This window comes from Henriciella aquimarina (assembly GCF_002088975.1).
Lineage (GTDB): Bacteria > Pseudomonadota > Alphaproteobacteria > Caulobacterales > Hyphomonadaceae > Henriciella > Henriciella aquimarina.
In genome coordinates this window covers 1-14,795 of sequence record NZ_NCST01000032.1, presented here as the reverse complement: position 1 = coordinate 14,795, position 14,795 = coordinate 1, and the positions used below count along the sequence as shown (strand labels likewise).

Genomic DNA, 14,795 nt, shown 5'->3' with positions numbered 1-14,795 from the left:
GTCTGGATGCGGAACGATCTGCGCCTGGACGATAATCGCGTAATCTCTGCAGCGGCAGAGCGCGGTAGCCGCGTCATCTGTATCTATATCCTGGAAGAGGATGAGTCCCTGCGCCAGCGGGGCGGCGCGTCTCAGTGGTGGCTCGACAAATCCCTCAAATCCTTGCGCTCGGATATCTCGGAACTCGGCGGGAAACTGGTCTGTCGGCGCGGCCGGGCCAATGAGATCATCCCCGCGCTTGTCGAGGAAACGGGTGCAACGGCGGTCTATTGGGGACGGCGTTATGGCAAGACCGAACGCGAGATCGACAGCGCCATCAAGGCTGCGCTCAAGGATGACGGCATAGACGCTCAGAGCTTCAACACCAGCCTCCTCACCGAACCCTGGCAGATCGAGACGAAGACCGGTGGTCACTACAAGGTTTTCACGCCGTATTGGCGCGCGGTACGGGCCATGTATGAGCCGCCTGCGCCCTGCCCGCTTCCAGATAGCCTGGGCGGTATGGGCGTTGAGGGTGAGCGGATCGAGGATTGGGACCTTCATCCGACACAGCCGGATTGGTCAAAAGGCTTTGACGAGATGTGGACGCCGGGGGAAGCCGGCGCAAAGGCGCGCCTGTCAGCCTTCCTGGACGATGGCCTGCGAGACTATGAAGAGCAGCGCAACCGGCCCGACCAGGACGGAACATCCGGCCTCTCGCCACACCTGCATTTCGGCGAACTCGGCCCGGCGCAGATCTGGCGGGCGGTGAAGTCGAAGCTCGATCATGGGTTCAAGCAGGAAACGAGCGCCTGGTCGTTTCTCTCCGAGGTCGTCTGGCGCGAATTCTCCTATGTCCTGCTCTACTACAATCCGGAGATGGGCTGGGAGAATTATAACCCGGCATTCAATGAGATGCCCTGGAAAGCTGATGCGGCCGCCCTGAAGGCCTGGCAGGCCGGACAGACCGGATATCCGATTGTCGATGCCGGCATGCGCCAGCTCTGGGCCTGCGGCTGGATGCACAATCGGGTCCGCATGATCGTCGCCTCCTTCCTCACGAAACATCTGATGGTCCATTGGCGCGATGGGGAGGACTGGTTCTGGGATACGCTGGTCGATGCCGACCCGGCCTCGAACGCGATGGGGTGGCAGTGGACAGCTGGCTCAGGGGCCGATGCTGCCCCCTACTTCCGCATCTTCAATCCAATCACCCAGGGCGAAAAGTTCGACAAGACGGGTGATTATGTCCGGACATGGTGCCCTGAACTCAAGGAATTGCCTGACAAGTGTCTTCATTCTCCGTGGACAGCTGACGCCAAGACGCTGAAGTGCGCCGGCATCACTCTCGGAGAGACTTATCCCGAACCGATCATCGATCACTCGACAGGCCGACAACGGGCTCAGGACGCGTGGGAGACGCTCAAGAGCAAACAGGATTCAGCATGAAAAAAATAGCCATTATCGGTTCGGGGATCAGCGGCCTTGGCGCAGCCTATGCCCTGAAGGACACCGCCGACGTGACGGTGTTTGAAGCCCGCAACCGGCCCGGCGGTCATGCCCATACCGTCTCGGTCGATCATGACGGGACGCCCATCGATGTCGATGTCGGCTTCATCGTCTATAATGGGCTGAACTATCCCAATCTGACGGGCTTTTTCGATGCGCTTGGCGTGGAGACCCAGCCCAGCGATATGAGCTTTGCCGTGTCGAATCCGGAAGGCTTTGAGTGGGCATCGACCGCGAAGGGCATGTTCGCCTGGAAGCGCAATCTCTTCCGGCCACGCTTTCACCGCTTCTGGCGCACGATCCTGCGGTTCAACGATATTGCCCGCGCGGAATTTGCCGAAGGACAGGTGATGCAGGAAAGCCTTGGCTACTGGCTGAAGCGTCACGGGTTCAGTGAGGATTTCCGCGACAACTATATCCTCCCCATGGGCGGCGCGATCTGGTCAACGCCGCCGGGAGAGATTCTCGACTACCCTGCCCTGAGTTTCTTCCAGTTTTTTGAGAACCACCGCCTCATGCACAAGGGGCGCCCGAAATGGCGCACGGTGACGGGGGGGTCACGGCGCTATGTCGACAAGGCCGTTTCCGCCCTGGAGGGCCGGGTCAAACTCGGCCAGCCTGTGACCCGTGTGAGCCGTTTCGGGCACCGTGCGAAAGTCACATTCGCCCACACGGCCGATCAGGTTTTCGACGAAGTGATCCTGGCAACGCATGCCGACACCTCCCTTAGGGTGCTGGATGAAAGCTTTGGCGAGGAGCGCTTTCTTCTGAAGTCCGTCCGGTATCGCCCGAACCGCGCCTATCTGCACAAGGATCCAGGCTACATGCCCCGCCGCAAGGCGGCCTGGGCGAGCTGGAATGTGATGGAGAACAAAGCCAGCGGCGATGCGATATGTCTGACTTACTGGATGAACAGGCTACAATCGCTTCCCGATAACCGCCCGCTTTTCGTGACACTCAACCCCGCCGAACCGCCAGCACCGGACCAGGTCTTCGAGGAGTTCGTTTTCGATCATCCCCAATATGATGCGGCCGCAGCGGCAGCCGTGCGTGCGCTGGAACGCCGGCAGGGCCGTGATGGCTTGTGGTTCGCCGGGGCCTGGCTCGGCTGTGGCTTTCACGAGGACGGCCTGAAAAGCGGCTTGCGCCCGGCCCTGTCGCTTGGCGGGCATGTCCCATGGGATCCCGTGGGTGTCGAGACTGTGGTTCCGGAACCGCGCGAAAGCCAGGTCGGTGGCGCAGCACGAATGACGGTAGCCCCGTGACGACCCGCGCGGACGCACTTCTGCTCCATCAGGGCTGGACGACACACTGGCGGTTCACACCGTTCAAATCGTCGTTTCGCTACAAGGTGTGTCTGATCGACGTCGACATCGATCACCTGAACGAGGCTGACTGCCAGTCCCGACTGTTCGGCGTCGAGAAAAGCGCCCTTTTTTCGTTTCGCCGCGACGAGCACGGCGCGGAAGAAAAGGCCCCCTTACGGCCCTGGGCAGAGGCCCAGTTCAGAGACGCCGGGATCGATATCGAATGCGAGCAGATCCGTCTCGTCACCTTTCCAAGGCACCTCTTCTACAAGTTTGCGCCATTGTCGCTATGGATCGCCATGAATGACCGGGGCGAGCCGGCCGGCATCCTCTACGAGGTTCGCAATACATTTGGCGAAAGGCATGTCTATGCCGCCGCCCTCGATGGAGCCTGGAGCCGCCACAGCGCGCCAAAACGCTTTCACGTCTCCCCCTTCTTTGCTGTCTCTGGCCGGTATGCCTTTTCAGTCCGGTATGAAGCCGATGAGCTGCACCTGGGCGTTACAACGCTCGAGGATGGCCAGCCAGTTCACAGCGCCACCCTGTCGACCACGATCACCCGTGCGACGGGCTCCCGTCTGGCTTCCATCGCACTGGGCATGCCATTATCGTCACTTGGTGTTACAATAGGTATTCACTGGGAGGCCTTGAAATTGTGGGTAAAAGGCGCGCGATACCACCGGAAGCCTCATGCCCCGAAGGCCGTTCCCACCCTTGCCGGCAAAGGCCGCGACAGCAATTGAGGACAAGGCGATGAGCGACTCACAGACGATAAAGGCCAGCGTCTCCAGCCTGCGGGGGCTGCGGGATGTACCGGCGAGTTTCCGACTGGCCTGTCTCATGCTTCTGCGGACAGAAACAGGCTCTCTGAGGTTCGACTTGCCGGATGGCCGGTCGATCCTGTTCGATCAGGGTAAGCCCGGGCCCGAAGCCATTGTTCAGGTTCATGATTTTGCCTTTATCAAGCAGGCCATGGCCAGCGGGGATATCGGTTTCGCCGAGAGCTTCATGGACGGACACTGGTCCACGCCGGACCTCACGGCCGTGCTGGAATTCTTCTCCGAGAATTTCGAAGCCGCTGGCAAGCTTGCTGTCGGCGGCAGCCTGGTCAAGGCGATCAACAATGTCCGCCATTTCTTCAACCGCAACAGCAAGTCTGGCGCGCGCCGCAACATCATGGCGCACTATGACCTCGGCAACGACTTCTATGCCTCCTGGCTCGATGAAACGATGACTTACTCATCGGCCCTCTTCGACCGGCCGAACCTGTCGCTCGAACAGGCCCAACGGGCAAAGTACCAGCGCATTGCCGATGAGCTTGGCGCTGGCCCGGACAGCCATCTCCTTGAGATCGGCTGCGGCTGGGGCGGCTTTGCCGAGTATGCGGCCCAGACCCGGGGAAGCCGGGTGACATGCCTGACCATCTCAGAGGCGCAGCGTGAATTCGCCATGGAGCGGATGCAGAAGGCCGGGTTGTCTGACCGCGTGGACATCCGCCTTGAAGACTACCGCGATCATGAGGGCGAATATGACGGTGTCGCTTCGATTGAAATGTTCGAAGCTGTCGGCGAGTCCTACTGGCCGAGCTATTTCGACAAGGTGCGCCAGAGCCTGAAGGACAGCGCGAAGGCAGCCTTACAGATCATCACCATCGATGACGACCTTTTCAAACGCTACAGAAAGCGCGCCGATTTCATCCAGCGCTATGTCTTTCCCGGCGGCATGTTACCGAGCGAAGAGGCGCTGAAAGCGTCCTTCAACACCGCCGGTCTGCGCTATAATGGCGTTCACTATTTCGGCCTCGATTATGCGCGCACCCTGAAGCTGTGGGCGCAGCGCTTCGAGGAGGCCTGGAGCGATATCCAGACCATGGGCTTTGATGAACGGTTCCGCCGTCTCTGGCGCTTCTATCTCAGTTACTGTGAAGCGGGCTTCCGCTCTGGCCGGATCAATGTCGGGCAGTTCCAGCTTGCGCGGGCCTGATCAGTAGAGCTCCGTCAGGACATAATCGATTTTCTGATCCCGCGCGGTGAAGCTGAGCTTTACCCAGCGGTTCTGTTCATCGTACCAGAGGTCCACGGTGAGATCGGATACAAGGCGGTAATGGGTCGCTTCGACGTCCTGCCCCCCTGCCCTGACAGTTTCCTTGCCGATCTTTTCGACTTCGACATCGAGGATCTCACCAGTTTCCGTCGACAGGATACGCGAACTGAAAACTTCATTGATGTTCCAGTGACTGGACGGGATGATTCCTGAAGGGGCCTGTCCTTCATAGGCTGATCCATTCACCTGGATGGCATTTCCGGCGGCCTCGGCAGCGACAAACCTGTCGGTACCGTCGTCATTCGTCTCGCCCTCGACGGCTACGAGTTTCCCATCTTTCCAGCTCTCGATTGCGTCGAGCTTGTAGCGAAAGAGCGTGATCGGCCCCAATCCGGCCTTGAGGCTGACATCGGATGTCGCAGTGAACGTCCCGTCCTCCTCGACATCGAAGCTAACGGTATGGGTACCGAAGCCCTTCTTGCCCTTGCGGTAGACATCGAACTTGATCGTATCGCCATCCTGTGGGGACCAGGCATCCGGAGCCGATGCGCTGACCGGACCGGACGCTGTCTCCGCACCGGTATCTGCGGCGGCCGGCAGGTTGGCGCCGAGCGCACAAAGGGTCGAGATGAGCAGGATCGTTTTCATGTAAACCTCCAGAATGGCCGGGGGGAACGGGCGACAAAGCAGACGCAGGCCCTTGCGCCGTTGGCAGCCGGGCGGTGTTTCATGCCGGCTTCCGCGAGCAGGATATCGCCTTGCTGGTACGTGCCGCGGCCATCATCCAGGACGCCCTCCAGCACCACCGTTGCCTCGAGTGCGGAGTGCCCGTGGGACAAAACCGTCTGGCCGGGGTTCAACCGCATGAGCTGGCCATCTGCTCCCTCGCATTTGGCGTAGCGCACACCAGACAGGCCCCGGCGCCACTTTACCTCCGAATAGTCGGTATGGATGATGTCGATGGCGGCAGCGATATGCCCATCATTCAGATGTGCAGAAGGCTGCACGTGACGGCCCTTGTCCATCAGCACGTCCCGCACGGTTTCCCATAACGTCGCGACCTCTTCACCGCTTGTCGACATCAGCCGGTGAATTTCCGCTGCCAGATGCATGCCCGGCGCCAGACGGCCGGCGGCATGGTCCAGCATGAAGGCCTGATAGGTCTCCTGTGATGTCATATCGCTGCGCGGTCCCTGCTTTGGTTTCTACATCGTTACGGACGCAAGCGCTGGTCGGATCACTCCCGAGCGGTGTTGTCACTGCAAGACGGGGCGGCTAGACGGAAAGCAGGACAGGAGATGCAAACTCATGGTGCTTGAATCCGTACTCGATGCGATCGGCAATACCCCTCTGATAAAGTTGCGGCGCGTCTCGGAAGAGACTGGCTGCCGGATTCTCGGCAAGGCAGAATTCCTCAATCCCGGCCAGTCGGTTAAGGACCGCGCCGCCCTCGGTATCGTTCGCGACGCCGAGCAAAGCGGTCAGCTCAAGCCGGGGGGAACCATCGTTGAAGGCACGGCTGGCAATACCGGGATCGGGCTGGCCATGGTCGGCAGCGCGCTGGGCTATCGGGTGGTGATTGTCATGCCGCGAACCCAGAGCCAGGAAAAGAAGAACGCCGTGAAGCTGTTCGGCGCTGAGCTGATCGAGGTGGACGCGGTCCCCTATTCCAACCCCAACCATTATGCCCGCTATTCCGGGCGCCTGGCCGAAGAACTCGCCAAGACCGAACCCAAGGGCGCGATCTGGGCCAACCAGTTCGACAATGTCGCCAATCGCGAAGCACATTATCAGACGACCGGACAAGAGATCTGGACCCAGACAGACGGTCAGGTCGACGGATTCATCTGTGCTGTCGGCTCCGGCGGCACACTGGCCGGTGTAGCAAAGGCGCTGAAGGAGAAAAGCCCCAAGGTCAAAGTCGGCATCGCCGACCCGGGTGGCGCAGCGCTATACAGCTATTACACGACCGGTGAACTGAAGTCCGAAGGCACATCGATTACCGAAGGCATCGGACAAGGCCGCATCACCAAGAATATCGAGGAGCTGGAGGTCGATCACGCCTATCGCTGCACCGACACCGAAGCGCTCACAATCCTGTACGATCTCATCCAGCATGAAGGGCTGTGTCTTGGCGGGTCCTCCGGCGTGAACATTGCGGGTGCTGTCCGCCTCGCCAAGGAACTCGGCCCGGGCCACACCATTGTGACCATCCTTTGCGACTATGGTAACCGTTACCAGTCGAAGCTGTTCAATCCGGAATTTCTGCGCAGCAAGGACTTGCCCGTTCCGCCATGGATGGAGAAGTAATGTCCATGTCCAGTCAAAGCCCCCTTGTTTCAGCCAGTTGGCTCAAAGCGAATATCAACGCCCCGGATCTGCGGATCCTCGATGCGAGCTGGTTTCCCTCCTGGGTGGCTGGTCCCGGCGCCGGGCGGGAAGCTTATGAGCGCGGCCATATTCCCGGAGCGGTCTATTTCGATATCGACGACATCGCCGATCCCGATTCCGACCTGCCTCACATGCTCCCCGACTCGGTGAAGTTCTCGTCGCGGGTGCGCAAGCTGGGGGTGGGCGATGGCAATCGGATCGTCGTCTATGATGCGAACGACTTCTTCGCGTCGGCCAGGGTCTGGTGGATGTTCCGCGTCATGGGCCACAAGGAGGTTTATGTCCTGGATGGCGGTCTGCGCGCATGGCAGGCCGAAGATGGTGAGATTGAAGACCTGGCGCCGACCATTACCGGCGGCCGCCACTTCACGCCCCGGGTGCGCTCCGACCTCGTGCACAGCATGGCACAGGTACGACAGATAGCCGAAACCGGGGAGATCCCGATCCTGGACGCCCGTCCGGGCGGGCGTTTCAAGGGAACTGAATCCGAGCCCCGCGCCGGCCTGCCCTCCGGACACATTCCCGGCAGCGACAATGTCCCCTGCGGGGAGCTTGTAGGTGCGGATGGAAAACTCCGCCCCCGGGAAGAGCTCGAAAAGGTCCTGGGCGATTTCACATCCCGCCCGGCGATCGCAAGCTGTGGCTCAGGCGTTTCGGCGGCGGTGATCGCCCTGGCGTTGGCTGAGCTGGGAAATTGGGATGTGAGCGTCTATGACGGATCGTGGACCGAGTGGGCCTCCAATGAGGCAAACCCGATCGAAACTGCCAAAGCATGAAACGATCAACACGGCTCATCCATAATCATGCCGGGACCGGTCCCCGGCGCACCGTCAATCCACCGGTTGAGCGAGCCTCCACAGTCCTGCTCGCCGACCGCAAGGCGCTCTACAGCCAGAAACCCGGCTATGGCCGGATGGGCCTGTCAGTGCACCGTGAGCTGGAAGCAGCCATGTGTGATCTTGAACAGGCCACACATACCTATCTGACCCCCTCCGGACTCAGCGCCTGTGCGGTGGCGGCCGCCTCGGTTGTCAATGCCGGGGACACGCTGCTCATTTCCGACTCGATTTACGGGCCGAGCCGGCGCTTCTGCGAAAAGCGACTGAAGCGGATGGGCGTCACCTGCAAGCGGTTCCACCCTCGTGATCTCAAGCAGATCGAGACCTTGATGGATGAAGGCGCCCAGGCTGTTTTTCTGGAAGCCCCCGGATCCCTCACCTTCGAAGTGTCGGACACACCGGCCATCGTCAAACTGGCGAAGGCGCGCGGCATCAAGACGATTATGGACAATACCTGGTCGGCCGGTGTGTTTCATCAGCCGCTTGCGCTCGGGGTCGATATCTCCGTGCAGGCGCTGACGAAGTATGTCGTGGGCCATGCTGACGCTTTCGGCGGTGCCGTCATGACGGCCGACCGCGAAACGGCGCGTGAAATCGACGACCTCACTGAAGACTGGGGCATCTCTATCGGCCCGGAGGAAGCCTATTCAGCGCTGCGCGGCACCCGGACCCTGCCGACGCGGCTGGCCCAGCATGAAAAGAATGCCGTGCGTATCGCCAACTGGCTGGAGACGCTTGAGGCGGTCGACAGTGTGATCCATCCTGCCCTGCCCTCGCATCCGGATCATGAACTCTGGAAGCGCGACTTTTCCGGCAGCTCAGGGCTTTTCAGCTTTATCCTGAAAGGCGACTGCGATGCCGAGATTGATGCCTTCATTTCCGGGCTCGAAATTTTCCGGCTCGGATTCTCCTGGGGTGGTTTTGAAAGCCTTCTCATCCCCTGCGACGAGCAGCTGACGCGGCTGGCAAAGGACTGGACGGAATACCGGAACGGCCGCCTCATCCGCATTCATGTCGGCCTTGAGGATCCCGAAGACCTTGTCGAGGATCTTGAGCGCGCATTTTCCGCATTGGCTGACGAAAAAAATACTTGATGAAAGTGGTGTTTTTTCATATTTGAGCCCGCGACAAGCAAGCGAGCTACGACGGTCCCGGAAGGGCGTCAGTACGGGTGAGCCCAACTGTCTTCACTTCATCACTGATCGAGAGGTCAGTCATGCATGCCGAGGATACTTGGATGACACCGAAAGAGTTCGCCACCGCGAGGCCGCGGAACCGTAAGAATGTTGCAAACGATACCGGCCTTTACAATTATTATGACCGCAAATTCGGGGACTACCGGGCCGCTATTGCGGAACTCATAAGGCCGTAGCGGGCCCTTGCCCGCCGAACCGTGCCGCGCTTAGTTCGTTGTAGAACTGAGCAGTCAATGAGTTCACTGGCGAAACGCCAGTACAGACAATCGAATCCCCGCCATGTTCAAGTCAGACTACGCGCAACTTGCGCGTCCCGCCATTCTTCCGGATTCCTCCAACCGCCAGGGCCTTCCCGCTTTTGCGAGCGTTGGAGACATGCTGCGCTCCTATGAGGGCGACGACGCAATCTTCGTCCTCTATCCCAAGAAGATCGCTGCTGCGGCCCGGACCTTCCTCAACGGCTTTCCCGGCAAGGTTCTCTATGCCGTGAAGGCGAATCCGCACCCGGCAGTCCTGAAGACGCTGTGGACGGCGGGCGTACGCTGCTTCGACGTGGCGTCCACCCGCGAGGTTGAACTAGTCAAGACGATCGCCCCGTCCGCGACCCTCTATTTCATGCACCCGGTAAAGTCGCGCGCGGCCATCCGTCATGCCTATGCCAATGGTGTTCGTGACTTCTCCTTTGATTGCGCTGATGAGTTGTACAAGCTGCTTGAGGAAACCGGCTATGCCGACGACCTCAACCTGCATGTGCGTCTTGCGCTGCCGAAGGGTGAAGCCGCCATGCCGCTGTCGGGCAAGTTCGGCGCCTCGCGGGAAGAAGCCGTAGACCTGCTGCAGGCGGCCCGTCCGCATGTCGCCATGCTGGGCCTGACCTTCCATGTCGGCTCGCAGTGCATGAACATGGACGATTATGGCAAGGCACTGGCCTGGGCCCGTGCGATTGTGGACGAGGCGGGCATTGCGATCGACTCAATCGATTGCGGTGGGGGCTTCCCGGTGGCCTATCCGGGTATGCCGCACAAGCCGATAAGCGACTATTTTGCCGCGATCCGCAAGGGACTTGGCGAACATGGTTTCGATGGCGTGCAGGTGCTCGGAGAGCCGGGGCGCGCGCTCTGTGCGGAGGGCGGATCGACCTTAGCCCGCGTCGAGCTGCGCAAGGGTGGCGACCTGTATCTCAACGATGGCAGCTATGGCTCGCTGTTTGATGCCGCCCAGTGCGCCTGGAAGTACCCGGTGAAACTTCACCGCGCCGCGCCGCGCGAAGCCGGTACGGCAGAGCCCTTCCGCTTCTTCGGTCCGACGTGCGACAGCCTTGATGTCATGGAAGGCCCGTTCGAACTTCCGGACGACGTCTGTGAAGGCGACTGGGTCGAAGTCTGCCATCTGGGCGCCTACGGTCAGGCGCTCGCCTCGAAATTCAATGGCTTCCACACCGAAATCACTGTCGCCGTAATGGCATAAGCCAAATCTCGAAAACATGGGCAGGACATCTCGGCTGGACCGGCCGGGACGTCCTGTCTGGACCCCCTCAAGCCCGCTCGTTAGAACCGCGGGCAAAGCAATTGGAGTGCCCTCATGGCTGAAGGAACCAACCGCAAGGCAGAACTGCTGAGCAACCCCGTCGAGCATGTCGATATCACTTCGTTCGACGCGCGTCCGATTGTCGATGCGATGGGAAAGATGTCGTTTTCATCGCGGGATCTTGCCCGCGCGACCGACATCTTCAACATGGCTGTCGAGGACCAGGACTGCTCCATTATCCTGACCCTGGCCGGCTCGACCTCCGCCGGCGGCTGCATGCACGTCTATCGTGATCTCGTTAAGTACGGCCTCGTCGATGCGATCGTGGCCACCGGCGCCTCCATCATCGACATGGATTTCTTCGAAGCGCTTGGATACAGCCACTATCAGGCGCCCGAACAGGTCGACGACAATACGCTGCGCGATCTCTATATCGACCGCATCTACGACACCTTCATCGACGAAGAAGAGCTGCAGGCCTGCGACCACACGATCAAGGATATTGCCGACAATCTTGAGCGGCGTCCCTACTCTTCCCGCGAGTTCATCTGGGAGATCGGCAAGTGGCTCAAGGAGAACGCCAAGAAGAAGGGTTCCCTGATCGAGACCTGCTACGATCATCACGTCCCGATCTTCGTGCCGGCATTCTCGGACTGTTCGGCAGGCTTTGGCCTCGTGAAGCACCAGGTCGAAAATCCGGGCAACTATCTCTCCATCGACAGTGTAGCTGACTTCCGCGAACTGACGGATGTGAAGATCGCCGCCGGATCGACCGGGCTTCTGATGGTCGGTGGCGGCGTGCCGAAGAACTTCGTGCAGGACACGGTGGTCTGCGCGGAGATCCTCGGCAAGGAGGTCGAGATGCACAAATATGCCGTGCAGGTCACGGTCGCCGACACGCGTGATGGGGCCTGCTCCTCCTCCACGCTCAAGGAGGCCGCCAGCTGGGGCAAGGTGCAGACTGTCTATGAGCAGATGGTATTTGCCGAAGCCAGCACGGTCATTCCGTTGCTGGCGTCCGCCTCCTGGCACAAGGGCGAATGGAAGAAGCGCAAGCCGCGCGAATTCGCGAAGCTCTTCCTCTAGGCGCGATATCGCCGCTTCTGAATGACGCCGGGACATCTATTGTCCCGGCGTTTTTCATTTTGCACATTACCCTCACATCGAAATTATTCCTCAGGAGACAGGCATGTCGGAGCGCATCACGGTTGAGAAATCCAATGGCGTCGCGGACGTCAAACTGGTTCGTTCGGACAAGATGAACGCCCTTGATGACGCCATGTTCTCGGCACTGATCGAGACTACCGCCGACCTCGCAGAGGACAAGTCGGTCCGCTGTGTGGTGCTTTCCGGTGAGGGGCGTGCTTTCTGCGCCGGGCTCGATATGGGCAATTTCGGCAAGATGGCCGAAGGTGGCAGTGAGGGCTCCCCGAGTGGCCGCCAGCCTCTGGCGGAGCGCACCTACGGGATCGCCAACAGAGCCCAGCAGGCCGTCTGGGGATGGCGTGAGCTGCCCGTGCCGGTGATCGCAGCTGTGCACGGCGTGGCCTTCGGTGGTGGCTTCCAGGTCATGCTCGGCTCGGACATCCGCATCACGCATCCGGATACGAAACTCTCGATCATGGAGATAAAATGGGGGCTGGTGCCGGATATGGCGGGCACCGCTATCATGAGGCATCTTTGCCGTGACGACATCCTCCGGGAGCTGACGTATACGGGGCGTATTTTCAGCGGTGCCGATGCACATGCATACGGGTTCGCCACTGAGCTCAGTGATGCCCCGCACGAGCGAGCGATGGAGCTTGCGACGTTTATCGCCTCCAAGAACCCAGATGCCATCCGGGCGAACAAGCAGATTTTCAACTCGGTCGCCCAGATGAGCGATGAGGACGCGCTGGTTCAGGAATCAGTCCTGCAGGACAAGATCATCGGGTCGAAGAATCAGATCGAAGCCGTCATGGCTGAGCTGCAGAAGCGCCCGGCCAATTTCGAAGACAGCTGATCCGACCTGGCCGTTGGCGGCGTCGTGCATGAGGCCGTTGATCAGATCATAGTAGCGCCGCAGCGCCTCGCTGCCGGATCCATAGCGATCAAGGACCAGCGCCAGCGAACGCCCCTGCGCGTCGAAATATCTATCGAGCTTTCGCTCAAGCAGGATCCAAGAGCTCCTGTCAAAGGGCCTCAGAGGCGATCAGCCGCCTTGGAAATCAGTGCTTTTGTAGAAACTGCGTGGCGACAAATGACGTCCACCACGTCTCGTTATCTGCACAGTTTACCATTCAAAATGAATGGCGCGAGTGACGTGCCACGATCCATATTATTTATCCAATATATTCAAACACATACGTGCATGAAAGTCAATTTTTGGTCCTCAGTTCGGTCGGATTTTGGTCCACAGTTTTGCGGACCTCACTAGTTCGACGCGCGGTTAGGCGTCGAACTAGCTGATAGCATAGAATTCCAAGATTAGGAGCCCAAACCAAAAGCCTTGCCTATTTCATAGTCTCAGATCAACCAGTTCTGTGTTTAGGTGGTGTCTCAGTTTGAATCTTCCGCTGCAGCTTGCGGCCGGAAAAGGGTCACGTCCCGGGTCGTGGTGTAGCTGGTTAGCGCTGCGGGTCTCGTCCGCGCCTTTCCACATGGCGCTGTAGGACGAGGCCCGCAGCGCGGTTGGCCATTGCCGGTTCCTTGGTAGGATTGGGTTGCGACACACAACCTGACCGAAGGAAAACCGACAATGACCAAGGCTATGATGGACCTGCGCGAGCTTGTTGAGAAGAGTGGGGACGCCGACCTGCTCAAGGAGATGATTGGATTTGCCGCTGAGCGGCTGATGGAGCTCGAGGTTGGCGTGCGCGCCGGCGCGGCCTACGGCGAAAAGGATCCGGAGCGCAAAGCCCAGCGCAATGGCTACCGGGAACGTGACTGGCAGACCCGGGCCGGCAATGTCGAACTGCGGATCCCGAAGCTGCGCACAGGCAGCTACTTCCCGTCCTTCCTGGAGCCTCACCGCGCCGTCGAGAAAGCCCTGACAGCGGTGATCCAGGAGGCCTATGTGCACGGCGTCTCGACCCGGGCGATGGATGATCTCGTCCAGGCGATGGGCGGCACAGGCATCTCAAAGAGCCAGGTGTCGCGTCTCTGCGAAGAAATCGATGAGCGGGTCGAGGCCTTCCTGACCCGGCCGATCGAAGGCGAGTGGGTCTATCTCTGGATCGATGCCACCTATCTCAAGGTCCGCCAGGGCGGGCGTATTGTATCGGTCGCGGTGACAATCGCCGTCGGCGTCAATACGGACGGGCGCCGGGAAGTCCTGGGCATGGCCATTGGCCCCTCGGAAGCGGAGACGTTCTGGACGGGCTTCCTGCGCGATCTGGTACGCCGGGGGCTGAGTGGGGTGAAACTCGTCATCAGCGATGCCCACGAGGGTATCAAGGCGTCCGTCGCCCGCGTCCTCAATACCAGCTGGCAACGCTGCCGCGTACACTTCCAGAGGAATGTCCTGGCCCATGCCGGCAAGAGCAGCCGGCGTGTGGTCTCGGCCTTCATCGCCACCGCCTTCGCCCAGAACGACTATGCCTCTGCAAAGACCCAGTGGCGCCATGTCGCCGATCAGATGCGGCCGAAACTGCCGAAGCTCGCCGCGCTGATGGACGAGGGAGAAGAAGACGTCCTTGCCTACATGACGTTCCCGCAGCAGCATCGCACGAAACTGCACAGCACGAATCCCATCGAACGGCTCAACGGCGAGATCAAACGGCGCACAGATGTCGTCGGTATCTTCCCCAATGAAAACGCCATCCGCAGACTGGTGGGAGCGATCCTCATGGAACAGACCGAGGAATGGGCCGTGCAGAGAGCACGCTACATGACGCTGGAAACCCTCGCGCCAGTCTGCGATAACCCCCTGGTCAGCCTGCCTGTAGCTCAGGTCGGCTGATCAGCTCAGCCTGACCAAAACCGTCAGGCCAATGACGAGCTACACCACTTGGTGGGACACGATC

At 60.1% G+C, this 14,795-nt stretch carries 13 protein-coding genes; 11 read left to right on the top strand and 2 right to left on the bottom strand.

Annotated elements, in window-relative coordinates:
* The first annotated feature begins 6 nt into the window (after nt 1-6).
* Genes B8784_RS04815 through B8784_RS04800 form a run of 4 tightly spaced genes read left to right on the top strand, consistent with a single transcriptional unit; the run spans nt 7 to nt 4,778 of the window.
* A complete protein-coding gene (locus tag B8784_RS04815; RefSeq protein WP_084396478.1) occupies nt 7-1,428 on the top strand; it encodes a cryptochrome/photolyase family protein in 1,422 nt (473 codons plus the stop codon).
* A complete protein-coding gene (locus B8784_RS04810; protein ID WP_084396477.1) occupies nt 1,425-2,753 on the top strand; it encodes an NAD(P)/FAD-dependent oxidoreductase in 1,329 nt (442 codons plus the stop codon). The genes B8784_RS04815 and B8784_RS04810 overlap by 4 nt, the downstream gene beginning before the upstream one ends.
* Nucleotides 2,750-3,538 (top strand): DUF1365 domain-containing protein, encoded by a 789-nt coding sequence (locus B8784_RS04805; protein ID WP_158085577.1) that lies wholly within the window; start codon nt 2,750-2,752, stop codon nt 3,536-3,538. The genes B8784_RS04810 and B8784_RS04805 overlap by 4 nt, the downstream gene beginning before the upstream one ends.
* A 10-nt stretch (nt 3,539-3,548) precedes the next feature.
* Nucleotides 3,549-4,778 (top strand): SAM-dependent methyltransferase, encoded by a 1,230-nt coding sequence (locus B8784_RS04800; protein WP_084396475.1) that lies wholly within the window; start codon nt 3,549-3,551, stop codon nt 4,776-4,778.
* Here B8784_RS04800 and B8784_RS04795 read toward each other — a convergent pair whose 3' ends face one another.
* Together B8784_RS04795 and B8784_RS04790 are read right to left on the bottom strand one after the other, a co-directional pair.
* Complete coding sequence (locus B8784_RS04795; protein ID WP_084396474.1) at nt 4,779-5,486, bottom strand: DUF6134 family protein; 708 nt, start codon at nt 5,484-5,486, stop codon at nt 4,779-4,781. It lies immediately after the preceding gene.
* Entirely contained in the window at nt 5,483-5,986 is a 504-nt protein-coding gene (locus tag B8784_RS04790; protein WP_158085576.1) for a cupin domain-containing protein, read from the bottom strand. Before B8784_RS04790 ends, B8784_RS04795 begins: the two co-directional genes overlap by 4 nt.
* Nucleotides 5,987-6,146: 160 nt before the next feature.
* Between B8784_RS04790 and B8784_RS04785 the strand changes: the two genes are divergently transcribed.
* The 7 genes from B8784_RS04785 (at nt 6,147) to B8784_RS04755 (ending at nt 14,731) form a co-directional block, all read left to right on the top strand.
* Nucleotides 6,147-7,148, top strand: coding sequence for a cysteine synthase A (locus B8784_RS04785; RefSeq protein ID WP_084396472.1), 1,002 nt, complete (start codon nt 6,147-6,149; stop codon nt 7,146-7,148).
* A gap of 5 nt (nt 7,149-7,153) precedes the next feature.
* Nucleotides 7,154-8,005 carry a sulfurtransferase gene (locus B8784_RS04780; protein ID WP_084396500.1) on the top strand — a complete coding sequence of 284 codons (852 nt, stop codon included), beginning with the start codon at nt 7,154-7,156 and terminating at the stop codon, nt 8,003-8,005.
* Nucleotides 8,002-9,162, top strand: coding sequence for a cystathionine beta-lyase (gene metC / locus B8784_RS04775; protein WP_084396471.1), 1,161 nt, complete (start codon nt 8,002-8,004; stop codon nt 9,160-9,162). Before B8784_RS04780 ends, metC begins: the two co-directional genes overlap by 4 nt.
* A 381-nt stretch (nt 9,163-9,543) precedes the next feature.
* On the top strand, nt 9,544-10,731 hold the full coding sequence (locus tag B8784_RS04770; protein WP_084396470.1) for a type III PLP-dependent enzyme: 1,188 nt from the start codon (nt 9,544-9,546) through the stop codon (nt 10,729-10,731).
* Between the two features lie 114 nt (nt 10,732-10,845).
* Nucleotides 10,846-11,877, top strand: coding sequence for a 1,9-bis(guanidino)-5-aza-nonane synthase (locus B8784_RS04765; RefSeq protein ID WP_084396469.1), 1,032 nt, complete (start codon nt 10,846-10,848; stop codon nt 11,875-11,877).
* A gap of 103 nt (nt 11,878-11,980) precedes the next feature.
* The gene (locus B8784_RS04760) at nt 11,981-12,793 is read left to right on the top strand and encodes a crotonase/enoyl-CoA hydratase family protein (RefSeq protein WP_084396468.1); all 813 of its coding nucleotides are present in this window, start codon (nt 11,981-11,983) and stop codon (nt 12,791-12,793) included.
* 735 nt (nt 12,794-13,528) lie between these two features.
* Nucleotides 13,529-14,731: an IS256 family transposase gene (locus B8784_RS04755; RefSeq protein ID WP_084396434.1), complete on the top strand. Its 1,203-nt coding sequence runs from the start codon at nt 13,529-13,531 to the stop codon at nt 14,729-14,731.
* Nucleotides 14,732-14,795: the final 64 nt, after the last annotated feature.

Coding starts and splice junctions, on each gene's coding strand:
- B8784_RS04755 (WP_084396434.1), top strand. CDS start 13,529: ATGACCAAGGCTATGATGGACCTGCGCGAGCTTGTTGAGAAGAGTGGG.
- B8784_RS04810 (WP_084396477.1), top strand. CDS start 1,425: ATGAAAAAAATAGCCATTATCGGTTCGGGGATCAGCGGCCTTGGCGCA.
- B8784_RS04785 (WP_084396472.1), top strand. CDS start 6,147: ATGGTGCTTGAATCCGTACTCGATGCGATCGGCAATACCCCTCTGATA.
- B8784_RS04790 (WP_158085576.1), bottom strand. CDS start 5,986: ATGCTGGACCATGCCGCCGGCCGTCTGGCGCCGGGCATGCATCTGGCA.
- B8784_RS04765 (WP_084396469.1), top strand. CDS start 10,846: ATGGCTGAAGGAACCAACCGCAAGGCAGAACTGCTGAGCAACCCCGTC.
- metC (WP_084396471.1), top strand. CDS start 8,002: ATGAAACGATCAACACGGCTCATCCATAATCATGCCGGGACCGGTCCC.
- B8784_RS04795 (WP_084396474.1), bottom strand. CDS start 5,486: ATGAAAACGATCCTGCTCATCTCGACCCTTTGTGCGCTCGGCGCCAAC.
- B8784_RS04770 (WP_084396470.1), top strand. CDS start 9,544: ATGTTCAAGTCAGACTACGCGCAACTTGCGCGTCCCGCCATTCTTCCG.
- B8784_RS04780 (WP_084396500.1), top strand. CDS start 7,154: ATGTCCAGTCAAAGCCCCCTTGTTTCAGCCAGTTGGCTCAAAGCGAAT.
- B8784_RS04815 (WP_084396478.1), top strand. CDS start 7: ATGCGGAACGATCTGCGCCTGGACGATAATCGCGTAATCTCTGCAGCG.
- B8784_RS04800 (WP_084396475.1), top strand. CDS start 3,549: ATGAGCGACTCACAGACGATAAAGGCCAGCGTCTCCAGCCTGCGGGGG.
- B8784_RS04760 (WP_084396468.1), top strand. CDS start 11,981: ATGTCGGAGCGCATCACGGTTGAGAAATCCAATGGCGTCGCGGACGTC.